We start from the raw sequence: 23618 nt of genomic DNA, 5'->3' as shown, positions 1-23618 counted from the left end.
ATGCATCAGATTTGAATGGATTTTTTTAGTTGTTCAGTCTGCGATTCTAATACAAAATTACTGCAACTGGGATGAGAAAGTAATCCCCTCTCTATTTGAAATTGCATCGCAACCCTATTATTTTCATCACATAAGCTAAATGTTGCTCCATCTGTATCCTTTTCATTTATTTCCAACACAATTCTTAGCCCCTGTAACTTATCCAATGTAATGGTACAATCGGGATAGATAATCTGGTAGCGTTCTCCCTGATCGACCAAACTCATAATCTGGCCTTCGTACGTATATATCCCTTCTGCATTTATTAACGAACAAGATGCTCTTGTTTTCTGCGCAAAAGATTGAGCTACTATACTTTTCCACAAGGGCAGTGCAATCGACCTACCCATACATAGCGGAACAATAGATGGAGAAGTCGGCAAAAGTGTAGCTGCATCTTTTTGAAGGGCGTCTTGATCGGGGGATTTATAGCGGGCCAGCAACCCATCATATTCTTCTTTGTTGCTGGTTCCTTCTATCAAAACCACCTTGTGGAGAAGTAAACCTTTGTGATCGAAAAACTGGAAACTCTGTCCCCATTCATTGAATACGGCAACTCCTGCGCTCCACGTTGTCATATCCAAGCTCATTCGATATGCCTCATTTTGAACAATCCACACCTGGCGATTCTGATCGCTTATAGGCAGGGTATACACTCCTTTCATCTCCATATACCCCGCTTTATTATATGCGATAGAGTATACCGTACCCAGCTTAGCAAATTCGGTGAGTAATGCAACGAAGTCGGGAATAAGAAGACTGACGTGCTGTGGATAAGCCAATCTAAGCAGTCCTAGTTCCGATAGCCCCATCTCCATAGACTCTTCATCCAGTCTATACAACGGATCTGATTTATAATTCTTTATATAACCATCGATCACCTTATCCTTTTTTCGGATTTGTGGTAGTTTTGTATTAAACTGATCCGCATCCAAGAGCAACTCTTCCAACTTGACAATAGGCTGTAAAGTCTTGGTATCGATAGATACATCTGCCTGAACAGAAAATACCGTGTAAATATTTTGCTTTTCCATGACTTCAATCGGTGTGCCTTCACACCATTTACGGCCGTTTTTGAGCATCAGTATACGATCACTGTATAGGGCGGCCAGGTTGATATCATGTAATACAACCACCACCATAAAACCTTTTCTAGATAGCGCTTTAGTCAACGCCAGGACTTGTTGCTGAAACTGTAAATCCAGCGCAGATACAGGTTCATCCAATAAGAGCAAACTATCCGGATTGTCCCATATCTGTACCAGCACACGTGCTAATTGTACCCGTTGCTGTTCGCCACCCGACAGGCTAAGGTAAGAGCGATCTGTAAAGAGACTTACACCACACACGTCCATTACCTCGTCCACGATTTCTTGGTCGTGGATCGATGGTATAGAGCGGTAGTGTGGGTATCGACCCATTTGCACAATTTCTCCCACCTTAAACGCCATACTCATATTATTATGCTGTGCAAGCATTGCTCTTTTCTTCGCTAATTCCATGGGACTATATTGCTGAAGTGGTTTTCCCATTAAGCTTACCTGTCCTTCTGTAGGTACGGTGTCGCCACATAATAAACGCATAAGCGAAGATTTCCCAGCGCCATTAGCTCCCAACAATGCCAGTACCTCTCCTTTCCGCAATTGAAAGGAAACATCTTTGAGCAATTTTCTGCCCTTTACCTCGTAAGTTATTTTTTCGACACGTAACATGTGTATTTTATTCTTCAGTCATTAAAATATACAAGAAAACCGGTGTTCCCAGTAGTGCGGTAACTACACCTATCGGCAATTCTATAGGAGCCACCAGTACTCGGGATATGATATCAGCCAGCGTGAGGATTAAAGCACCGAAAACAGCCGAAGCAATCAGTACATATCGATGCTCTACACCTCCCAGTAAACGAACCGTATGCGGCACAAGCAGGCCGACAAAACCGATAATACCCGATACGGCTACCGAGGCCCCCACTGCCATTGTGGATAAGACAACAACCCACCGTTTTACGAGGTCGGTACGCATACCCAGAAGATCAGCCTGCGTTTCACCCAGTGCAAACGCATTCAAGGGTTTACTAAAAAAGGGTAAAATAAATAATGGGATCAAAATAAAAGGAAAGATTGCGATCACATTATCCCAGGTCGCACCACCAAGACTACCCAACATCCAGAACGTAATGGTCCGTAACTGCTGTTCGTCGGCTATGTAAGTAATTAATCCGGTCAATGCACCGGCAAAAGCGTTGATCGCAATACCTGCTAACAGCATTGTCGTTACCCGCGGTATGCCTTGCTTTTTTGAAAGCTGATACACCAAAAATGAGGTAAGCCCTGCTCCAACAAAGGCTGCAAAAGCCAATAGATAATACCCAAGCAATTGACTAAGACCCACAAAGAGGACAGTTTCAAACGCGATGATCAATACGGCGAATAGCGAGGCTCCTGCAGATATCCCTATTAAGCCTGGCTCCGCCAACGGATTACGGAATATACCTTGTATGGCCGCACCAGATATTCCCAAAGCGGCACCGACCAACACACCCAATAAAACTCGTGGAAACCGAACGATGTAAAGTACATCATTATAGATTTCATCAACCTGTACATCGTGCATCAGTCCAAACTTCTGTATCAGCAGTATCAATACATCCTGCACCGGAATCGAAAAAGCGCCAACCCCAAGAGCAATGATCATCGTGAGCAGTAATCCGATACTCAGTATCCAGATAATCGTGTGTTGCTTCATCTAATTATATTGTTTTAAAATTGCAGATTCGTGAATACGCAAAAGCAAGATAATCTGGAGATAAGCTCTTAATTTTTACCATGCAATAGTGTATTAAGCTTAATGATCGCTTCAGGAAGACGTGTACTAAAATTAACCAATAAGGGACCGTTCATCTGTATGATACGCTTGTGTTTTCCCGCTTCTGTCGTCCCGATGCCTGGCATTTTAAGTATTGCCTCGATTCCCCCCAAGCTGCTCATTCCAAAGTCAAACATCAGGATGACATCTGGATTAGCTTTGACCAGGGACTCTGTTGTATAGGGTTTGAAATCCGCGAACTCCTGCACAGCATTGCGCCCTCCTGCCAAGGTTATTATTGCATCGAGACTGCTTCCTTTCCCAGCTACACTCATGGTACCAGTACCTCGTGCATAAATGAAGAGCACCTTTGCTTTTTCATCCTTCACATTTTTCGAAACAGCATCTTTTACAGCACGCAATTCCCGTTGCACCTTCTGTGTGAGCAGCTTTCCTTTATCGTTTACATTTAACGCCTGCGCAACAGACTCTATGTAACGGATAGCACCTTTTTCCGAAAATTCCTGCTTAATTTCAACAACGCGAATACCAGCGGATTTTAACTGCCCCAGAATACCTGCAGGAATATCGCCTGCAGGTGCTAGAATAAGGTCGGGCCGATAAGCCATAAGTCCCTCGGCTGATACCGACCTATTCTTACTGACTCGAGGCAGCTGAGCTGCCTCGGCAGGCGATACACTTGTTACATCAGCAGCAACAATGGATGCCCCCAACCCCAAGGAATAAACAGTCTCTGTTAAAGCACTACTCAGCGTAATAATACGCTGAGGTACTGCTGCCGTAGCCGTGAAAAACCATCCAACAAAAAGAATAGTAATCCAAGTCGGTAATAAATATTTGATCCTCATTTTGCAATATTAAAGTACAAATCAATCAATAATAAGTCTAAATAAAAATTTTTTGATTTAGACTGCTTCGAATTAAGACACATCAAATATTTAGTTAAAATACTAAAAAACAAGATCTTATTAAACAATCAAACCCATCTTTATCTGCAATAAATATCAATTTTCAGATAAGATTTATCAGATTTCATAGATATAATATCAGAAACATTCCCTTGTTTTGTAACATTATTTAGAATGATTAAAAATAAAAATAGTGAATCAAGCTATATTTTTCATAAAATTAACAGTGTACATTACCGGTTTATCCTCTTTCAGTTTACTTGCCTATGCGCAAGAATTGTATCAGATCAAAGGGCGTGTGCTCGACAAATCTGGCAATGCAATCGTACAGGCCACCATCATACTCCTTCCCGACCGACATACCACTCTTACCGATAAAGAAGGTAGGTTTTCTTTCGATAAGTTATATGAAGGCACTTATCAACTACGTGTCAGCAGCGTTGGTTACTACCCGATCGAGCAGGATCTGCCCTTGAAAAAATCAAGCAGCGTAGAACTGACCATGCGTCCAAGTGAAGCTAGTATCACCGAAGTATCCGTTCAGGAGCGCCGACGAAGCGTCGACAATCTCATCAAAGCCGAAAATTCGGCTATGCCGGTCAAGATTATTACCCGCCGGGAAATCGAACTTATGGGTAGCCGCAGGCTTGATGAAGTGATGAAAGAGCAGACCGGTATTGCGGTGGTCAACGACATTGCCGGAGGTTCACGGGCGGTAGGTGTTCAAATTCAGGGTTTCAGCAGCAACTACGTGATGGTTTTGATCGATGGGCAGCCCATGCTCGGTAGGAATAGCGGCAACTTTGATCTTTCGCGCATCTCGGTTACCAATATCGAACGTATTGAGATTATAAAAGGCGCGAGCTCTTGCCTATACGGCAGCGATGCCTTAGGTGGCGCCATCAACATTATCACCCGGCATGGAGCCGTAGCACCACAGGCGCATGCCTCCTTTTTATACGGTACGCTCAATACAATAGATGCCACATTAGAGGCTGAAACGCCCTTTGCCAACCAGCGGGGTTCCGTGGTTTTTTCGGGCAATTATTACCGAACCGACGGCTTTAATACCGACAGCAGGTACCTCACCGAAGAAAGCACTACCTTTCCACCCTATACGAACTACAGTTTTCAGGGGCGTACACGCTACCGCATCACCAAAAACGGAACTGTAGGTTTTACGGGGCGCTATGCGGCACGGAATTCCAAGATGATTAATGGGTGGTCGGATGATATAACGATTGAAGACACACAAACAGATCAAGATGTCAACCTATCTGCCAGCTATGACCATACTTTCCATTCAGGCCTTCGGAGCATGACACGTTATTATTTTACGCGCTTTCATACCGCTATGCAGGCACAGTGGCTTCGTCAGGGTATACTAGCCGATGCAGAAGAATTTGGCCAGCAGGTACACCGAGTGGAGCAGCAATTTGCCTATAGCCCTATTCGGACCGTTAAGTTTACCGGAGGTTTAGGTGGTAGTATAGAAATCATGGATAATCAAGATCTTGACGAAGAGAGATCGCTCAATACGGCTTTTGCATTTCTCCAAACCGAATGGAAACCCATAGATGGCATACTGACCACACTAGGCCTACGTTACGATTATACCAATGTATATGATGGCCGTCTAAGTCCGAGTTTCGGATTACAGTACCACATCAGTCCGACACTATTGGCGAAGGCGGGTGTAGGTGCCGGATTTAAAGCTCCAGATTATAAAATGCGCTATCAGGTATTTTATAATCCTGCAGCCAACTATCTCGTTGTTGGAAGTGACCGTATTGCCGATGTGATTCAGGCCATGGAAAACAGTGGTGAATTAAGTTTTAAAAACTCCTATATGCTCAATCTTGTATCCGGAAATCTACAAGCGGAAAAAAGTTTATCCAACAATGTGGGATTGGTATGGAATCCGAATTCGAAATGGCAGAGTGAAGTTTCTGCCTTCTACCACCGCATAAATAATCAGATCAATACGATTATCGTCGGAGGAACCACATCGTTTTCAACAGTTTACAGCTACAGAAATCTACCTAAAGCGGTAAATAAGGGTTTTGAAGTTTCCACTACTTACCAGGCTACTGTAAACCTACAACTTTCCGCAGGCTACCAATACCTTATCGCAAAAGATCTCAGCGTACTGGACAGCATACGTGCCGGTGGATGGCCTTATAACCAGACGATAAACAACCCCGTTACTGGCGAATCACGGGAACCAACCGTTGCCGATTATTGGGGTATCGAAGATCGCTCGCGCCATATGCTCAATCTGAAAGCATTATACGAGTACCGTCCGTGGGAGATAAACTTTAATCTACGGGCAAATATCCGCGGTAAATATCCTTTTCAGGAGACCACTTCCAATCAATTTATCGATGAGTATGATGAATTTGTACCGGATCATGTATTGCTTAATTTAACAATCGAAAAAAACCTATGGAACAGAAAGTTAACCTTGCGCTTAATAGCAGATAATCTGCTCAACTTCACACACCGTAATATGCTCGGCCAGCCCGGAAGGATTATTCTGGGTGGATTAAGTTATCGGTGGATGAAGGAGTAGATGTGAGATACCTGAGGATTTAGGGGTTAGATTAAGATAAAAGAGTAAAGAGCAATGAAAACACTACAAATAATATTAAATGAATGCCGGAGTATCTTCTTGCTAGGCAAGGTATTCTTCGGATTACTGTTTATCCTTTCGCTTTCTTCTTGCGACAAAGATGAGGATCCGCGTCCAGCGTTGGAAGATGGAAAAAGCACTGTTATCTACGATTTGGCAGGCGATATAGAGGCCTCTATGGCTGAGGGAGTAGAAGGAAAGGAAAACCGACCCTTTTATACCTTTCTCTTCCGTTTTCGTGATCAAAAACAAGTTTGGATCAAAACAAAACAAGATTCCTTGCAATGGCTTAAAACCAACGATTGGGATTTAGCTTTTACGGGACCTTACAACTCGGAGGTATATGTCAATAATGCCAACGACGAATTCAATCCTGGATATGAAGGTCCAGCAAGTCATAGCGCTGTGTTACTATTGAAACAATCTTATCAAAGCGTGATCGCAGCGCCTAGCGACGAAGAATTTGATCAAAGCGAGGTTACCAAAATCGGCTGGGCGTCTTCTGAATCGTCCTATGGCTGGTTTCGGTATAGCTTAAGTACCCACATTATGCAGGCCTTGCCAGATAGAACCTATGCTATCCGATTACCCGACGGAAAATATGCTAAATTACAACTTATCAACGCCTATAAGGGTAATCCACCAGCGGTCACCAATATGAATTGGCCTGCCCCCTACTATACTTTCCGGTATTACGTACAACAGGATGGCAGCAAGAATCTGTAAATTAACACTTACTTTCAGCTTCCACAAATACCGAATTTCATAAACGAAATATCACTTTTCATACATTACCTCTTAAGTAAAGCTATTATATTTGCTATTATTTAGAATGATTTTAAATAAAAATAAAGAAATTATGGATATTAATAAATACATCGCAAAGGCAGCTCTCAGCATAACTTATGTCTTCCTTGCATTTTTAGTTATCGGATTTGTAGCCTGTGACAAGGGAAATGACCCCGGACAGGACGAAGAAGAGATACCAGATGATACAACACCTTCCGATGAGTCCAATTTCTATAAACTTATTCGGGTAGAGAACTTTCAAGGAACGCAGGACAACAATTTCGAGTCTGCAGCAGCAGCTATATACTATAGTTTAGAAAACAATAAGCCCATGGAAGCAAAATATCAACAAACCAACCGTTGGGACCTGGCTTTTGGCGGTTTGTTAAATAGCTTTGTATCTGGCAACAACGGCAGCAACTCTACCAACTCTGGATACGGAAATACAGCCAAAGGAGGTATTGCAATTATAGAAAAACCCTTTGACGAAGTTACGGATATACCTGTCGACAGTGAGTTTAAGACCGGCGGCAACCTCATCGGCACCGATAATTACGGAGAATTTGGTGAAGGAATAGGCTGGTACCTCTATGATTTCGCTGGTATAATCGTGCGTGACGGTGCTTACGCAAATCAACATGTGGCTTACGCACTTGATCGTCCTTTAACACTAAAGAATGGCACAGTCGTTCCTCCGCGTACCGTCATCGTCCGCACGGCAAAAGGAAATTACGCTAAGATCAAGTTAATATCACTTTATAAGGATCAGTTTGAGCGATCAGAATGGACCAGATCGTCGCCCAAAGTCTATTTCACCTTTGAATATATACTTGCACCGGCGGGAAGTACCAAGTTTGAGATTAAATAAAAGTAAACGCTATATATACCAAATAAAAAACCGGATATACGTTGCAGGTACATCCGGTACATGAAGACTAATTAACAATTTTATTCATTAACCGGCCCCTCTTGAAGCGGCAAAATTACAGAAAAAAAATGAAAAAATCATTTAGATTACTAACAATTGCATTTGGACTTGCTGTTATCGGCTTAACAGCATCATGTAATAAAGACAACGATGTCGCACCTGATTTACAGGCAAATAGCTTAGCAGTTACACCTCCAGCCATAGGCGGCACAGCCAACTTTACGGCCGCAAATACCAAAGGGTATCTTACCACAATTTCATCCGGTGTATACGGTGCCCGAAATTTCCATCAGGGAACAGTTCCCGATTTGGTAGATACGACCCAATGGGCGAACCCCGCTGGTACATATTATTACGACCTAGGCAATAACGATGGAGGTACTTCCGGAAATTATGATTTCCTATTTAGCGGAACAGCAAATGCCAGTTTTACCGTAAACACCGCAAAGTATGATTTGTACTACGTAAATACCGCATTTGGAAGTGTAAGCTCCACAGGAGGAACACTCATTTCCTCAGGTACGGCGGGAGCTAACAGTACAAGCGGAACTGGAAATCCAAGTAGTGCCGGATGGTATATCTACGACATCAGTGTCCACATTATGTCAAGCTATCAACCACGCACCTACATTCTAGTAAATAAAAGTACGGGCAGTGATTGGAAAATCCGTCTAAATAGTGTCTATAAAGATGAGATACCAAATTCAGGGTTTGCAGCCACCAACTTTCCTTTTATGAGTTTTGACTACGCCGAACTGTAGGTCAGGAACAACGCAATAGTTTATTTGGTATACTATAGTAAAATTCCGGTGTCAAGATCTATTGACACCGGTTTATTTAAAAAATATGATGAATACAACTTTACAAACACCTAGATTAAAATTCGGATACAAAGCGATACTATCTGTCGCCTTGATAAGCATGGGACTTATTAGTGCATGCACCAAAACAGAAATTACACCTTACGAGGAAGAACCCATGGCACGCATCAGCAGTTTTAAGATTGTGAATACGGCAGCGGAAATCGTAGGCGCCATCAATGAAAATGACAAGACTATTACGCTTACTATACCCGCAGGCCAGTATCTCAATACATTAGAACCTGAAATTACCGTAGCCGAAGGTAGCACATTAAAAGAAGGATCCGATACCTTGATCACGAATGTACTCACCTACTTTGCCGAAGGTTCTACACGAGAAATCAGCTATCCTGTTACCGCCACAGATGGCAGTACAGCGACCTACCGATTGCTGATTAAAACCAATCAACCCCCATTGCTAATGAATGAGGTGACCACAGACCCCACTAATCCAGTAAGCTATGATCAAACTAATTGGCTGAACACAAACTACATATACATATATAACACCTTAAGTACCTACCCATATTCGACTAACTTTGAATTCGACCTGGAGCTGGCTCAGGCAAGTCTGATCAGCCAGGATGGGACAGTGTATAAGTTTAAGCTGGCACAATCAGGCGTACCTCCCATCATTTCGTCTGCTTATATGCTCCTGAATTTAAATAATATCGAAGGACGCGTAGTGGGAAGTGGACGAGATCAGATTTATACAAATACCCCACCAGAAGGTTTGTACCACATTAAACTTCGGTATTACAGTCGCGAGACCACGCTGAAAAATCCAATCCGCATTTTCTACAATAATTAATCCGCTTTAACGATCATGACAATGAAAAAATATTTATATCCTGTAGCTTATCTGTTTTTATTAATCGGAACAGGCGTATTGGGTTCCTGTAGCAAAGAATACGAGACCGCTCCCACACCTTACACTGAGATTACTTCTTTTAAAATAGGTTATTATAACGGGCAAGACACTATTGCGGGGATTATCGATGGTTCAACCATTCATATTGTATGGCCTGGCAGTACCGAGTGGCCTATTCCAGAAACCGTCAATCCGGAAATAACCGTATCCAGGAATGCGACGGTCTCTCCAGCTTCTGGCGCAAGCATACCACTAGAAGACGGAACGACCTATACCGTAACCGCCCAGAATGGTACAGCCAAGACCTATACCATTAAATTAATAAACGGGGCCCTATTGCCTTCTTTCGTCGACGAAACTGCCATTAATGTACAAGTAGGAGCAAAATATACTATTAATCTGTTTAATACTGCAGGAGATGGTTCGGACAGCCTTTTCCTAGTTAACGACAACAATGAAGAATTTAAGGTAATTCATAGCGCACAGGTTTCGGTCGGTGGAATTAATTTTATTGCCGATCAGCCCGACGGATCAGGCATTCCAGCCGGAGATTATTATGCAAAGGTCGTCAACAAATACAACGTACCTGTCAAAAGCAGTACAAAAATGATAACCGTCACCGAAGAACCAAGTGTACCTTATATTTATTTTAATCACACACAAACGATCGAAGTTAAACGAGGAGAAACCTTTACTGTTCCAATCCGGCATTACGGCGAACAGTACAGTATCAACCGCTCACGTTTTTACTATATTGATCCTGGCACGGGTTATATATCGTTCTTAACATTAAACTATATGGGCGCCAACGAAGCTTATAATGAGGTTTCTTTTCAGGTTCCGGCAGATGCACCTACAGGTATTAATTTAGAAAGCGACCCAGGTTTACAGATCCGACTCACCTATCAGGGTTCGAATCTGGCGACAAACGGTACCGGGTATTATCCGCATAACATCAAAATAGTCGAGTAATAGCTTCCATCTTAGTACGTTTTCCAAACTTCCCTTGTTTTTATTGGTTCAAGGGAAGTTTTTGATAATTTGACCAGCCTTATTATTATGTTGCGTAACAGGTATCCTTTTTATCCAACTTTCATTATTTTCAGCATACCTTTATTTTTGCTGTTTCCTTGCTGTGGCAAAGAAGATTCTACACCAAATGTTGCACCCGATGCGATCATCTCCCCTACTACAGGTACGCGACAAGAGCTTACCCTGGATTCAATTTTTTTGTACGCACGCCAGGCCTACCTTTGGAATGACGCTCTTCCCCCTTATGCCGATTTCAATCCACGCAAGCGCTACGGTGGTATCACTCCAGAACTAACGGCCTACCAACTCGAACTGTACGATATCAGCCAATATAAGTTACGCACCGATGGACAACCTTACGAGTGGTCCAATATTGATACCAGGGCAAAGTACTCCTACATGGAGCGCTATACAGGCAGCAGTATTTCTTCGGCCAGGGCCAATACCGAATCAGGAGTAGGCCTCAACATGCGCCAGCACCTGGAAATAGCCGGCAAGAAAGTTTCCTACCTCGCTATCAGTTCGTTTCCGCAACTTAGCAATATACAAAACGAACTCGACGAGGCTTTTGCCGAGATCGCCGCTGCCGGCAGCAGTCATCTTATTGTCGACCTGCGTTCCAACGGTGGCGGTTACGTGGAGAGTGCGGAATATCTTGCCAATCTGATTGCTCCTTCTTCGGTAAAAGGTAAGGTCATGTTCAGCGAACAGTTTAATGGTCGCATGCAGAACAAACAGGCTAACATTCTGCAATATCAGCCGTACCTAGATGTCCACGGTAAAAGCGTGGACTATAATGGCCGGCTAGCCACCATGGCAGATATCGATTACAGCGAAACCGCCAACACGCATTATTTTAGCAAAAAAGGCGCACTCGAAGGTATCACGCAACTTTATTTTATCGTCTCTAATCGTACGGCTTCGGCAGCCGAGCTGTTGATCAGCAGTCTCAAACCCCACCTTTCGGTTAAACTCGTCGGACAGCGGACTTACGGTAAGCCCGTGGGCTTCTTCCCTATCCGGATTGACAATTACACCGTATACTTGGCTAGTTTCCTAATTCGTAATGCCGATGGTTGGAGTGATTATTTCGATGGTATGCAAGTAGATATCGAAGTGAGCGGCGATAACATTCCTAATTTGGGCAATCCGGAGGAACCCCTACTCGCCGCTGTACTGGAAGACATCAGCGGTAAAACATCAAGCAGTAAACTGCCGCTCCAAGCCAGCAGCAGACCGGAACGGAAAAGCGAACGGAGTGCGCAAGCTAAAGAACATGCTGTTCCCCTCGTTAAACAGTACTTTACGCTTAAACCATTTTAAACCTATATTCTTAGGCACCTCCCCGTTATTGCTTACCTTTACGTACATGGAGCCACAAACATGTAAAAAATAGCCACGTATCAGACATATATACCTAAAATGGCTAGTTTTTGATATTTAGTCGACGCCAGCCGATATTACATCGAAGGCTAACGAAACATCAGTAAGGGCCGATGGAACATCATCTAACGCTAATGAAACATCATTAGAGGTTAAGAAAACATCCCTGGCAGCTAATGATATTATGTTGAAGGTTAACGATATCACATCGAGGCTAAATGATATTTAGTCGAGCTTAGATGGTATTGCTTTAGTCGCTCATGATATTACGTTAAATGCTAATGATATTGCTTTGACTGCTCATGATGTTACCGAAAGGCTCCATGATACATCATTAAACACAGATGTAATATACTTACGCGCTAATGATGTATCCTTGAAGCCCAGCGATACTACCTCGAGCTTCTACGATACATCCGAAGGCATACATGATATTGCCTGAACCATCAAGTATACCTCGTTAAAGTTTAACTGTATTACGTCGGTACTTATTGATATTACGTTAAGGGTTAATGCTATTACATTAGCTGCTGACGGAATAGCAGTCAGGGCTAATGATATTCAATCACAGTGATAATTTTTCACCCTTTTGTAAATTGAACGGTGTAGAAGCAAGAGCAAAGTAGGAAGAACTATCAACGGGAGCTGACGAAAGAGCTACGTCTGAATGAACCGTTACTCAATATCCATTACATGGGTAAATCGATATTCGAAGAAATAAAGCCACAAACGGATCAGTATGTTATACCATTGACCAAATGGCAGTTTAAACTAAAGACAACGTAGATGGAACAAAAAGCTATTTCCAATTATTTACCACTCACTTGCTCAATTACACTTGCTCAACTACTTACTATTCCCTACCTTTATTTATATGGAACCACAAGAAGAAATAAAAGTTACAGATCCCAAAAACAGCAAGCTAAAGCTGTGGTTAAAGCGAATTGGCATCGGTGCGTTCTTTTTCTTTTTAGCAAAGGGCTTAGTCTGGATTGCTATCTTCTTTTTCTTTGCTAAAGCCTGTCAGCAGTAGAGGTGCTCCAATATTTAACAAAAAAATTAAAACTCTTTTATTTTCAATATATTATATATATCTTTGATGTTATAATCAGGCTCTGCCGACGCTTTTCTGAGAAAGTTTAGTTTATTCTTCTCTATCAGTCTTCGCTTTTTCAGTTGCTAATTTTTGTTGTCAATATAATGTATGCAGTACCTTTTTGAACTTGATCATTTTCGAGCCTCACAAAACAATACAAACATCCTTTCTCTTGCTAGCAAATTGATTTATTACTGTGATAAAGTTATCTTTAGCGTAGTAATGGCGAAAGCCTAAGGATAGTAATTTTTTATCAATAAATAATAATACAATGCAAGAAGGAACAGTAAAATTCTTTAACGTTACCAAAGGTTTCGGTTTTATTACACCAGCAAATGGTGGTCAAGATGTTTTCGTACATTCATCAGGTTTAATTCATGATGTACGTGAAAACGACAGCGTAACATTCGATGTAGAAAACGGCAAAAAAGGCGTTAATGCAGTTAACGTACGCGTAGCATAATTTTAGAGGGGGGATGAATAATCCTTCTTCCTATTTAAAAGTGGCAGATAGCATTTGTGTTATCTGCTATTTTTTTGTATCTCTGCGTCATTTCTACAACTCAGTAAGTTACACGATGGCAAAACAAACATATTAATAGCAATTTTTGCTTGGTGCCTAAATCAATTAATGACGTATTAAATACTATAAGCACATAATTGGTCCTGACATCTTTGATTTTGCCTGTTAGCAGCACCTCAAGAGCTTTCTCAAAAGAACTAAAAAGCAGTCTAGAAAACTGGCTATAGATCCATGAACGAGTACTGATTTTAGTAAAAAAGGAAGATAATTGCTGTATCCCATTTAAAAAACAGTACCTTACATAAAACATCATCTTAAAAAATAATATCATGTCAAAAGATAAAGGAGCAAAGAAGGATACCGGAAAAAAGACTGCAGTAAAAAATTTCAAGGAAAAACGGGCCGACAAGAAATTAAAACAGGCTGAGAAAAAGCGACAAGATTAGTCTGCTAGTATTGGAGTCCCAAAAAAGCTGCTCCGGGCAAACTAAAAAGCTGTACCGGCGTGTACGAATTGGATTTCTAACACCCTGTTCTTTTTCGTATTTTAGTAGTTTTTGGATTACACAAATCCATTAGCATATCGAAGATAGTTATTATCTACTAGATATGTATTGGCATTCTGGGTCGAAGGAAAAAGTATGAATACTTCTGTCACATGTCATGTTAGTATCTTAAAAAGGCTAGAACAATTTTCTAACCCTTATCAAGTTCTTTCAACAAATCTTCTAGATCAAGCGCACGAGTATACATTTCTAGAGAGCCATCGGGATGGTGTGGCCATTGTTCCTTGGGACGATCCCAATATAATTCTACCCCATTTCCATCTGGATCATTCAAGTACAACGCCTCTGATACACCGTGATCGGCAACCCCGGTTAGCGGATAATTTAAACGGCGCAAACGGTCAAACACAACTCCCAAGTCTCTTCGCGTCGGATAAACAATAGCTGTATGATATAGACCTACACCGTCCGAAGGTGCAGGAGAAGCCCCCTTGCTATGCCAAGTATTCAACCCGATATGATGATGATAACCACCTGCCGATAAAAAAGCGGCTTGATCACCATACAGGGTAGTGACCTCAAAACCTAACAGGCCACGATAAAACTCCAGCGCTCGTTCAAGATTGGACACTTTCAAATGCACATGTCCTATGCGGGTTTGCATTGGGACGGTATAATCTTTTTTTTCTGTCATTTTTTTAGAATGAAATCATAGTTGGTACCAACTTAGTGGATTACCCCATCACAAAAGGGTAATCGTCTCCAGTAACATAAGGGTCGAAAAAAATCACTGTATCGACATGGCTCTCAACGCCTTGAAAAAATTTTCCAGTTTTTTTCCACACTATCCGCATCCATATGACCGTCAAATACAATAAGCCTATATTTTAAAACATACGTACGACCAGGTTCTAATACCCAATCCCGATCCTTCGTAGGAGAAAAATTAAGGAAGAAATCTCCTCGTCCGTTATTACCACTTTCATCCCAAATACGTAAAGGCTCAGGATGATTGTAATTATCTGGGTGGGAAAGAATGGCCATACCGCCATGAGAATTATTTGGTAAGTCTCCCTGTACCAAGCACCACTTGGCTTTGCTGCCATCTGTATCTTTTCTGTCCTTCCCTTCAGACGTCAATACATCGCAATTACTCTTATCCCAAAATTCTGTGGCTCGCCATCCCAAGCCACCGTACCTATAGGTAAGCAAGTGCAACGGACTCGCTGAAGCACAACGGAAGGAAGTCGTCACATCGACCCAATAATAACCTTTCTCATCAGTTGGAACTTCTACCTTAACAGTTTGCAATTCTTCTAAAGCTACTTTTTCTGAACCATTTTTTTTTAAAGCAATGTGATGGTGTAATGCCGTATATCCTACATAGTGTTCACCTTTATCTTGATCGACAAATCGAACAAATCGAACAGTCCCTGTTTTCTTTTTCAGGTTCCAGAAATCGATGGTATCCTTTTCAAAGATGGTATGGGTCCAAGGATTCCAGATGCCGTAATGATGGTAGTGATCCTTTGGCTGCATACGGGTAAGTCGATGTCCTTGAAGTGTACGAAGCGGATGGATAAACCCGCTACGTTGGTAACTACTATCTTGCCCCTTAGGTGGATATACTATATTAAACTGGTAGCTTAGCAGGTTTCGCGTACCTTTACGAATTGTCAACACACTATCGATCGTCAGCTGTAAATCTTCTGACTCCCCGGATACTTGTGCTCGGCACATATCGGTTACTAACCATAGGATAATGGTTATCCAAAAAATGAAATTGTTAAGTAGCCAGTGCATATCATACAAACATAAATATTTGTTAATAAATACGGAAGTCTTTCTGTTTGATATTTAACGCAAAACTTCAGCAGTCCTTCGTTTGTTATAGGTTATAAGATATATAAATTAATCATGGCGATCATCGGAGAAATTATAAAACGAGCAATTAACGTTAATGGTATAATCAGCAGCACCCCGCTACCGGCAGATGCGCAGCGAGAAGTGTTGACCGATATGTTGAAAAAGGCTAAGTACACAGCTTTTGGAAGAAAATTTGATTTCAGTGCCCTACTTGCTGAAACTAATCCTGTAAAAGCTTTTCAAGAGAATGTACCCATCTATGACTACGACAATTTGTATAATGAGTGGTGGCACTATCTGCATGAGGGGCACGAAAACATTACCTGGCCCGGTGGGCAACAGTACTTTGCAATGAGTAGCGGAACCACCAGCAGCAGTAAAGCAATACCTGTGACCGACGATATGCTAGAAGCGATCAAAAAAGCGGGTATCCAGCAAGTTTTGAGCCTTAAAAACTTCGATCTGCCTTCCGACTTTTTTGAAAAAGATATCATGATGCTTGGTAGCAGCACACAGCTCACAGAAAACAACGGCTTTCTTGAAGGCGAAATTAGTGGTATTTCTGCCTCCAACCTCCCCTTGTGGTTTAGAAAGTTCTACAAACCGGGGCGAAAAATAGCTAAAAGTAAAGATTGGGACGAGCGCGTACTTAAAATAGCCAAGGCTGCGCGGAAATGGGATGTTGGTAGCATGTCGGGGATACCGTCTTGGTCGGAACTCCTACTCAAGGAAATCGTTCGTTATCATAAAGTAGACACAATACATGATATCTGGCCAAATTTACAGGTGTATACAACTGGTGGCGTGGCTTTTGGCCCCTACCGAAAAAGCTTTGAAAAACTGTCCGCACGTCCAATGACGTATATTGATACATACCTCGCCTCAGAAGGTTATTTAGCTACACAAAAAAGACCCGATACCGCCGCGATGGCACTTATCGTGGATAACGGTATTTTCTTTGAGTTCGTTCCCTTCCTAGATTCAAACATGGATGAAGAAGGACGGGTGAAACAAGATGCTGAAGTACTTACGTTGGAAGAAGCAGAGGAAGGTATCCAATATGTATTGCTGATCTCAACGGTGGCGGGAGCTTGGCGCTATATGATTGGTGACACGGTAATCATTACGAATAAGGAGCGTGCAGAAATTATTATCAGCGGGCGGACAAAGCACTTTCTCAATGTGGTAGGTGAACAATTATCAGTGTACCAAATGAATAATGCAATCCAAAAGGTACAGGAACAATTTGATCTGCAGATAGCTGAATTTACCGTAGCCTCAATACGCAGAGGCGAAAAGTACATTAACAAGTGGTACCTAGGCACCAATACGATGCACACTGCTCCACGGATTACTGAATTTCTCGATGCGGAACTTCAAGCTACCAACAAAAACTATAAAGTCGCGCGACATCAAGCTTTGGATGGAATAGAAGTGCAACTGATACCTGACTCGCATTTCCACAACTGGAGCGAACATTATAAAAAACTGGGAGGACAGACCAAAATACCTCGGGTAATGAAAGAAGAGGAATTCAAAGAGTTTGAAGATTACATTGCCTCCTTATAAATAATAGACGAGACTTTTGAGAAAAATCAACTATTATTTTTCTGTCGCAATATGATCCGCTATTTTTGCTTCATCATCTAATATTTCTTCACGATCTTGGGTTTTATCCTCCAATTTTGCTACCAGTTCGACAATATCATCTGGTGAAAGGTAAAGGCGCGCAATTTTATCTTTGTATCGCTGGGATAGTTCACTATGTCCAAGAATAAAGTCTTTGGTAGCTAAGATATAGGAGCTCATACCCCTGTTCACGGCAAAAGTATCTGCTACGCGTTCTGCCTTACGGACATATGTTTTGGATAACCAATATAACAGACCAAACTTAGCGATGCTCATTGTATTTCGCTGTTCATAATCCATAATGTGTCCCAGCTCATGACCTATCCATCCGATTAGCACCTCATCGGCCACCTGATGTATGGGTTCAATACTGTGCTTGAGCTTAAATACGGGACTGATCAATATATCATAAATACGCCTCTTACGTGATCCTAAAAGTGTTAAAATGACCGGTCTTGCTGCCATAACGGACGCCTTCAGTTGCTGTGTAAAAATGAACCTTATATGTGTATCTTTCAGCTCTGGATAGTGAGATAAGGCAATAAGCACACGTTCTTCTATTACCTTCGGAATTTGTTTCTTGATTTTAAGCTCTGCTATGTTATGTATTTTCGCGTTTAAACCCATAGAATTTGTTATGATAGTTTAAGAAACAACAGTTAGCAGCAAAAATTGTTGTACTATATTGTATAAAACCTAACAGATAGAAGACTAAAAGATATATTACTGTACCTTACCTTTTACCGGTTTTTTCCATAATATATAGAATCAATTTCCTGAATATAAAATTTGATGAATTACCTATTCAGGAATATTAAAAACCGATATCACCTCTTTATAGTCGGAAAGATTCACCCGTGCTTGGAATGAGCCGATTTCGATACTACCAGGAATAATAACATATCGATACTGCGTACCTTCTGTAGCCGAAATAGAACCGCTTCGAGAATATACTATTATACGATTTAGTTCTAAGCGAAATTCAACCAAATCACCTATATGATTCGATATATATGGAATTTTATACAGACCAAGAAGATACTCCCCTTTAAACTCTTTGACGTATACTGCAACCTCGCCTTTATCAAGAATATCCTTCGTAATAGGTGCTGGAATAATTACTTCTCTCCCACCCGGATAAGTTTCCCAATTGCTGTACATTACATTTGCAGTGCCAGGAGGGCCTTGAGGACCAGCAGGACCTCTTAGGTTTATGGGGGTTCCCCAGCTTGTACCAGTCTTTGGCCCATAAAAATCAGCATTACTTTTATTAAAGTAATAATCACCCACCTTTCCCAGCGTTGTATTCGGTACTACTAGGCCACTTAAAATGGTAGAACCTGCGGTACCAGTAGCGCCTGTCGCACCTCTTAAACTCGTAGGAGTACCCCAGCTTGTACCAGTCTTTGGTCCATAAAAATCTCCCGTTAGCGCTCGAAAATAATAGTCTCCAGCTTGTCCTATGGATAAATCCGGGATCGCTACACCGCTAATAATTGTAGAACCATCTTCACCTTTGGGTCCAACAGCACCCTTTAGGTTTACAGGTGTCCCCCAACCGCTACTTGTTTTGGGGCCATAGAAATTCGCCGTACTGCTTTGGAAATAGTAGTCACCAATTTTTCCGGTGGAAGCTCCCGGAATAACATTTCCATTCCAGATCTTTGAGCCGTCGGCTCCTGTAGGGCCGCTAGGACCGGGAACACCGGGTGCTCCATCTGCACCAACGGCACCTTTTAAATTCGTAGGACTTCCCCATCCTTCCATAGACTTTGGCCCATAAAAATCACTCGTTGTGATGCGGTAGTAGTAGTCTCCCATAAAACCTAAATCGTCCGCAGGAGCTGTTACTCCACTGTAAATTGTTGATCCATCAACACCCTCTTCTCCTTGAGGACCGACCACACCTTCTTTCGTACAATTGGTAACTATTGAAAAACCAGATACGAGCATAAGAATCCGTAAGCAACGCATGAATACTTTCATAACTATCATATTTATTATTAATAATCAACACTTTATGTTATTTCATAAATTAAACTTCGCGTTTAATAAGCTGATATTTTTTTACAATGAGTAAAAAAGGAGTTAGAATGATTGAAAAGTAACTTTGAATGAGAGAGTATTCTTCGTACGGACGGGAAAATGTCTATTTTGATCCTTTTTATTCCAAGTGAAGTACGCCATGTGTAGCGACAGTTACCAGAAATACACCAGAAGATATTAACTTAGGTATTAATAAGATGAAGTAAGAAGCTAAAAACTGGATATTGAATGACAAGGAGTCCAAAAAGACATGATTTTGGACTCCTTGGAAGGCTATTTATTATTTAACCGATCTGAAAACATCTTCATATAAAAACCTCCGACCACGCTCCGGGCTTTAAAGTTTTCCCGTATTCCAGTCTTTGAGTTATAAAAATCAGTTAATGGTACTCTAGATGATGTTTCTATGGCGTGTACGTAAACAGGATCAATGAGTGACCTAAAGTCCTTCTCATTATTCGCAAAAGTTGCCGTCCATAAAATCCAATCATTTTTAGTATAGTCTTTTCGGCTGTCCAGCGGCAATCCGTACTTATTCTGTCTGCTGAGATAATATGCGATTTCAGTATCATACACTTTTTGAGGAAAAAGTTGTAGATCTAAAACTTTATCCCATACCAGATTATATTTTTGACTCCAGGTGCTTTTATTATCAAATGTCAACGCATAATGATCTCCTGCATCTGCCATTTCCATCCACTCTGGAACCATTCCATCTGCAATAGCCCTGTATTTCTTTGCAATATCGATATAACCTAGCATATTGGCTAGCTCAGCATAGCAAGTTATACCTACAATTGCCTTGACAGATAAATTAGCATTCCTAGCAAGATGCCCCGCAAAGTCATCTGTACACAATTGATTCTTTGGATCAAGACCTTCCTTGACTAGATAATTGGCCCAAGTGGTAAGTATTTCCCAATGTTTCTTCGCATATGCAGCATTGCCTTGGGCTTTTGCTATAGCTGTGGTGAGAATAATCATATTACCCGATTCTTCAACTGGCATGGGTTCACCATAGGTCTGTCCGTTAGCTAATGGGTAAGTGCCGAGATCATGCGCAGCCCATGGATGTGCGTATCTACCACTTTCACTGAAATAAAAAATTCCATTAAGCATACCTTCCAACAGCTTTGAATTATAAATCAGGTATAAAGGGGCAGAAGGATACGTCACATCTACCGTATTAATAAATCCGCCACTGTTATTTTCCTTAGACAACCATAAAATCTCACCTTCCGGACTTTTGACGAGTGTATGTGCCGCGATACTCTGACGATAGGCCAGTACACAGAGATGAGCGTACTCTTCCCCTCCCGATTTTAACGCATCTGCATATAAAGTTTTGTCAAAGACTTCGCACTGCGCTATGATCCTTTGGTATTCATTTGTGGCTATTGTTAATTGCTTTTCAATTGGTTCGTTACCAAATAGATTCCACCATGGTCTCAAGTTCTTACCAAAGTATTGTATGGAATACAGCTCGTCATAACCAAGTGCGACATACTGCGTTACCGGATGCTTGCCTACGTTACCAAAGGGAATAACAGTATTCAATGCGAGCTGCCTACCCCGCTGTGCTGTAGATGCTGTAACACCATTTCTAAAGGCATCCCCAGCGTCCTTTTGTGGAGTAATAAACTGGACCGATTGACTCTTCTTCGGTACAGCAACATAGAAATAACCCCAATCTATACGCATATCGTCTGCTGCTTTTTGAAGTATAGGCTGTTCGATTGTGCCGGTTTTTAAAATAGAAAGCTGATCCGCATTATATTGCTGTGCCATCACTTGCTGTGAAGGTTCATAAACGGCAATATCTGAGGCAGCACTAAGATAAACCTTGACTGGATGGTTTTTGCCGTCGTTTGCATTAACTTGATATGAAATATAAGAGACTGGACGAGCTAATTGCTCTAGATTGTCCATCAATAGTGGCGAAGTGAAAGTCAACTTGAGGTCGATTGCTCCGCAGGTAAAATGATATATGGTCTGTGTTGCACCTATTTCTACGTTTGTCTGCTTCGCTACCAGTGTCGTTGCTGATCGGTCTATTTCCCGATCGACCAATCCAAAGTCGAGAAAGCGTCCGCCGGCGGTATTTCGCAGATGAATTGCAATTACATTTTTTCCAGATTTTAATAATTTTTTTTCTCCCTCTCCTAACGGAATGTATTCAAACGTGTTTGTCCAACCTACTTTGTTATAGATCTTTTTTCCATTAAGATAGATATCTATATTATCATCATGGTTCAATTTCAAAAACAGATCGTCTATACCTTCGGGATCTAAAACCTCAAAAGTACGTCGTACCCAGATCTCATTCGATTGCAAAATCGTTTTAGCTTTTTGAACCAAATCACCTATAGGTGCATTACCTAATTGCCAGGTAGATGCGTCATAGTTTGTTGCTTTCCAATCACCTTGAGGTTGTACTTTAGTATAATGCACTTCGTAGGAACCTTCATCGGAGGCGGGCAATATGGTTTTGTAATTAGGCATTTCTTTTCCTAAAAAACGGTATATTTTTCCATCCACATCGATCATACCCAAGAGCGAATGATTAGTTCCGGTCCAGTGTGCTGTAACCGACTCCGTAAGCTGATCGGTATTAGACCAAATGCTAAAATTGGGATTGTGGGTGATCAAGGGATACGACGGAGCCCTCCTGTTCTGTCCATTCAACTGTAAGGAAACCCCTACTAAGAAGAAAAACACGACATTTTTCATAAAACTGATTTTGTTCATAATTGAATTGTTTATTTTGGAATAAAAATCTTTACACGACCGAAGTACAAATTCCCTGCAACATAGTTTATTTTCTTTAAAAAAACAAAGAAACGTTATATTTCCCGCTTTAAACACAATAGAGGTCCTTACACCGATCGACACCTATAAAGTTGTAAACGGTAGATCAAGAAATAGCGGATTTCATAGATGATTAAGCGAAAAGAAGCATACAAATTATCCGTTAAATAACAATCTTTGTATAGAATCGTTATAAATAAAATAGAGTACATTATGTTAAGTCAAAATATCAAAGAAAGCACAGGTGCTGCACACCAAAAGTTAGAAGGTACAGTTGTACGTCAATTGAAAGCTATCCGTTCCAATGCGGATTATGCAGAAGTATTAAAAAATTTCTATGCATATTTCAACGCGGTGGAAAAAAGCATAGCACCTTATATGACTATCGAGGTGTTGCCAGATTATGCTGATCGTAGGAATTCGAGCCACATTAAACAAGATATTGAAGAACTGGGTGGAAGTGTAGACAATCTCCCTAAGGCTGACGTCCCTGTTATAAAATCTACCCTAGAGGCGCTATCGGCTTTGTATGTATTAGAAGGTTCTATCATGGGCGGACCATATATTGTACAAATGTTGAACAAATACGGTATTACGGAAGGAACGTCTTTCTTCTCGGGATACGGCACAGATACCGGCAAGATGTGGGGCGCATTTACAGCGGTACTCAATATTTATGGAGAAGATACCTCTAGTCATGCAAGAGCAATAGAAGTGGCTAATGAAACATTTTCTAAATTTGGAGATGTCTTCAGTTCAGCTTCCGTAGCGTAGTCTTTCATACAATTTTTTCTCCTTTTTGAAACAATTTGAAACCTTAAACGTTTTAAATATAGATAGCAACATTAGCAACTGCAAAAATATAGGGTATATTGA

Annotated in this window: 19 protein-coding genes; 11 read left to right on the top strand and 8 right to left on the bottom strand. The window is 41.3% G+C overall.

What is annotated here, in order from left to right; all coding sequences use genetic code 11:
- Positions 1 to 5: 5 nt before the first annotated feature.
- The 3 genes from FAZ19_RS16905 to FAZ19_RS16895 form a co-directional block, all read right to left on the bottom strand.
- Positions 6 to 1751: a heme ABC transporter ATP-binding protein gene (locus tag FAZ19_RS16905; protein WP_136821927.1), complete on the bottom strand. Its 1746-nt coding sequence runs from the start codon at positions 1749 to 1751 to the stop codon at positions 6 to 8.
- A gap of 7 nt (positions 1752 to 1758) precedes the next feature.
- Entirely contained in the window at positions 1759 to 2784 is a 1026-nt protein-coding gene (locus FAZ19_RS16900; RefSeq protein ID WP_136821926.1) for a FecCD family ABC transporter permease, read from the bottom strand.
- A 68-nt stretch (positions 2785 to 2852) separates the two neighbouring features.
- Complete coding sequence (locus tag FAZ19_RS16895) at positions 2853 to 3713, bottom strand: heme/hemin ABC transporter substrate-binding protein (RefSeq protein WP_136821925.1); 861 nt, start codon at positions 3711 to 3713, stop codon at positions 2853 to 2855.
- Positions 3714 to 3966: 253 nt separating this feature from the next.
- Between FAZ19_RS16895 and FAZ19_RS16890 the strand changes: the two genes are divergently transcribed.
- From FAZ19_RS16890 to FAZ19_RS16855, 9 genes are all read left to right on the top strand, one after another.
- Positions 3967 to 6345, top strand: a complete 2379-nt coding sequence (locus tag FAZ19_RS16890) for a TonB-dependent receptor (RefSeq protein ID WP_229707620.1) — start codon at positions 3967 to 3969, stop codon at positions 6343 to 6345.
- Positions 6346 to 6399: 54 nt separating this feature from the next.
- Positions 6400 to 7131 carry an HmuY family protein gene (locus FAZ19_RS16885; protein ID WP_229707621.1) on the top strand — a complete coding sequence of 244 codons (732 nt, stop codon included), beginning with the start codon at positions 6400 to 6402 and terminating at the stop codon, positions 7129 to 7131.
- 133 nt (positions 7132 to 7264) lie between these two features.
- Positions 7265 to 8062, top strand: coding sequence for an HmuY family protein (locus FAZ19_RS16880; protein WP_169305687.1), 798 nt, complete (start codon positions 7265 to 7267; stop codon positions 8060 to 8062).
- A 128-nt stretch (positions 8063 to 8190) separates the two neighbouring features.
- On the top strand, positions 8191 to 8883 hold the full coding sequence (locus FAZ19_RS16875; protein WP_136821923.1) for a hypothetical protein: 693 nt from the start codon (positions 8191 to 8193) through the stop codon (positions 8881 to 8883).
- An 85-nt stretch (positions 8884 to 8968) separates the two neighbouring features.
- The gene (locus FAZ19_RS16870) at positions 8969 to 9793 is read left to right on the top strand and encodes a hypothetical protein (protein ID WP_136821922.1); all 825 of its coding nucleotides are present in this window, start codon (positions 8969 to 8971) and stop codon (positions 9791 to 9793) included.
- Positions 9794 to 9814: 21 nt separating this feature from the next.
- Positions 9815 to 10825: a hypothetical protein gene (locus FAZ19_RS16865; protein ID WP_136821921.1), complete on the top strand. Its 1011-nt coding sequence runs from the start codon at positions 9815 to 9817 to the stop codon at positions 10823 to 10825.
- Between the two features lie 87 nt (positions 10826 to 10912).
- Complete coding sequence (locus FAZ19_RS16860) at positions 10913 to 12208, top strand: S41 family peptidase (protein WP_136821920.1); 1296 nt, start codon at positions 10913 to 10915, stop codon at positions 12206 to 12208.
- 934 nt (positions 12209 to 13142) lie between these two features.
- Entirely contained in the window at positions 13143 to 13301 is a 159-nt protein-coding gene (locus tag FAZ19_RS23935) for a hypothetical protein (protein ID WP_169305686.1), read from the top strand.
- A 334-nt stretch (positions 13302 to 13635) separates the two neighbouring features.
- A complete protein-coding gene (locus tag FAZ19_RS16855) occupies positions 13636 to 13827 on the top strand; it encodes a cold-shock protein (RefSeq protein WP_136821919.1) in 192 nt (63 codons plus the stop codon).
- Positions 13828 to 14583: 756 nt separating this feature from the next.
- Here FAZ19_RS16855 and FAZ19_RS16850 read toward each other — a convergent pair.
- Positions 14584 to 15087 carry a VOC family protein gene (locus FAZ19_RS16850; protein WP_136821918.1) on the bottom strand — a complete coding sequence of 168 codons (504 nt, stop codon included), beginning with the start codon at positions 15085 to 15087 and terminating at the stop codon, positions 14584 to 14586.
- Between the two features lie 113 nt (positions 15088 to 15200).
- The gene (locus tag FAZ19_RS16845) at positions 15201 to 16196 is read right to left on the bottom strand and encodes a DUF6807 domain-containing protein (protein ID WP_136821917.1); all 996 of its coding nucleotides are present in this window, start codon (positions 16194 to 16196) and stop codon (positions 15201 to 15203) included.
- A gap of 114 nt (positions 16197 to 16310) precedes the next feature.
- Between FAZ19_RS16845 and FAZ19_RS16840 the strand changes: the two genes are divergently transcribed.
- Positions 16311 to 17828 (top strand): GH3 family domain-containing protein, encoded by a 1518-nt coding sequence (locus tag FAZ19_RS16840; protein WP_136821916.1) that lies wholly within the window; start codon positions 16311 to 16313, stop codon positions 17826 to 17828.
- A 33-nt stretch (positions 17829 to 17861) separates the two neighbouring features.
- Here FAZ19_RS16840 and FAZ19_RS16835 read toward each other — a convergent pair whose 3' ends face one another.
- The 3 genes from FAZ19_RS16835 to FAZ19_RS16825 all read right to left on the bottom strand — a co-directional run bounded on the left by FAZ19_RS16835 (position 17862) and on the right by FAZ19_RS16825 (position 22682).
- The gene (locus FAZ19_RS16835) at positions 17862 to 18515 is read right to left on the bottom strand and encodes a hypothetical protein (RefSeq protein WP_136821915.1); all 654 of its coding nucleotides are present in this window, start codon (positions 18513 to 18515) and stop codon (positions 17862 to 17864) included.
- Between the two features lie 174 nt (positions 18516 to 18689).
- Complete coding sequence (locus tag FAZ19_RS16830; protein ID WP_136821914.1) at positions 18690 to 19874, bottom strand: hypothetical protein; 1185 nt, start codon at positions 19872 to 19874, stop codon at positions 18690 to 18692.
- A gap of 333 nt (positions 19875 to 20207) precedes the next feature.
- Positions 20208 to 22682 carry a glutaminase family protein gene (locus tag FAZ19_RS16825; protein WP_136821913.1) on the bottom strand — a complete coding sequence of 825 codons (2475 nt, stop codon included), beginning with the start codon at positions 22680 to 22682 and terminating at the stop codon, positions 20208 to 20210.
- Between the two features lie 273 nt (positions 22683 to 22955).
- Here FAZ19_RS16825 and FAZ19_RS16820 point away from each other — a divergent pair, with 273 nt between their 5' ends.
- Positions 22956 to 23516 carry a biliverdin-producing heme oxygenase gene (locus tag FAZ19_RS16820; RefSeq protein ID WP_136821912.1) on the top strand — a complete coding sequence of 187 codons (561 nt, stop codon included), beginning with the start codon at positions 22956 to 22958 and terminating at the stop codon, positions 23514 to 23516.
- Positions 23517 to 23618 lie beyond the last annotated feature (102 nt).

Source organism: Sphingobacterium alkalisoli (genome assembly GCF_005049105.1).
Taxonomy (GTDB): Bacteria; Bacteroidota; Bacteroidia; order Sphingobacteriales; family Sphingobacteriaceae; genus Sphingobacterium; species Sphingobacterium alkalisoli.
Note: the sequence above shows the minus strand (reverse complement) of the source record. Positions and strands in the feature narration are given on the sequence as shown.

Excerpts from the sequence above, each read along its gene's own strand:
- FAZ19_RS23935 (WP_169305686.1), top strand. The coding sequence starts at position 13,143 with ATGGAACCACAAGAAGAAATAAAAGTTACAGATCCCAAAAACAGCAAG.
- FAZ19_RS16870 (WP_136821922.1), top strand. The coding sequence starts at position 8,969 with ATGATGAATACAACTTTACAAACACCTAGATTAAAATTCGGATACAAA.
- FAZ19_RS16835 (WP_136821915.1), bottom strand. The coding sequence starts at position 18,515 with ATGGGTTTAAACGCGAAAATACATAACATAGCAGAGCTTAAAATCAAG.
- FAZ19_RS16820 (WP_136821912.1), top strand. The coding sequence starts at position 22,956 with ATGTTAAGTCAAAATATCAAAGAAAGCACAGGTGCTGCACACCAAAAG.
- FAZ19_RS16845 (WP_136821917.1), bottom strand. The coding sequence starts at position 16,196 with ATGCACTGGCTACTTAACAATTTCATTTTTTGGATAACCATTATCCTA.
- FAZ19_RS16825 (WP_136821913.1), bottom strand. The coding sequence starts at position 22,682 with ATGAACAAAATCAGTTTTATGAAAAATGTCGTGTTTTTCTTCTTAGTA.
- FAZ19_RS16865 (WP_136821921.1), top strand. The coding sequence starts at position 9,815 with ATGAAAAAATATTTATATCCTGTAGCTTATCTGTTTTTATTAATCGGA.
- FAZ19_RS16875 (WP_136821923.1), top strand. The coding sequence starts at position 8,191 with ATGAAAAAATCATTTAGATTACTAACAATTGCATTTGGACTTGCTGTT.
- FAZ19_RS16850 (WP_136821918.1), bottom strand. The coding sequence starts at position 15,087 with ATGACAGAAAAAAAAGATTATACCGTCCCAATGCAAACCCGCATAGGA.
- FAZ19_RS16895 (WP_136821925.1), bottom strand. The coding sequence starts at position 3,713 with ATGAGGATCAAATATTTATTACCGACTTGGATTACTATTCTTTTTGTT.
- FAZ19_RS16860 (WP_136821920.1), top strand. The coding sequence starts at position 10,913 with ATGTTGCGTAACAGGTATCCTTTTTATCCAACTTTCATTATTTTCAGC.
- FAZ19_RS16840 (WP_136821916.1), top strand. The coding sequence starts at position 16,311 with ATGGCGATCATCGGAGAAATTATAAAACGAGCAATTAACGTTAATGGT.
- FAZ19_RS16855 (WP_136821919.1), top strand. The coding sequence starts at position 13,636 with ATGCAAGAAGGAACAGTAAAATTCTTTAACGTTACCAAAGGTTTCGGT.
- FAZ19_RS16905 (WP_136821927.1), bottom strand. The coding sequence starts at position 1,751 with ATGTTACGTGTCGAAAAAATAACTTACGAGGTAAAGGGCAGAAAATTG.
- FAZ19_RS16885 (WP_229707621.1), top strand. The coding sequence starts at position 6,400 with ATGAAAACACTACAAATAATATTAAATGAATGCCGGAGTATCTTCTTG.
- FAZ19_RS16880 (WP_169305687.1), top strand. The coding sequence starts at position 7,265 with ATGGATATTAATAAATACATCGCAAAGGCAGCTCTCAGCATAACTTAT.
- FAZ19_RS16830 (WP_136821914.1), bottom strand. The coding sequence starts at position 19,874 with ATGAAAGTATTCATGCGTTGCTTACGGATTCTTATGCTCGTATCTGGT.
- FAZ19_RS16900 (WP_136821926.1), bottom strand. The coding sequence starts at position 2,784 with ATGAAGCAACACACGATTATCTGGATACTGAGTATCGGATTACTGCTC.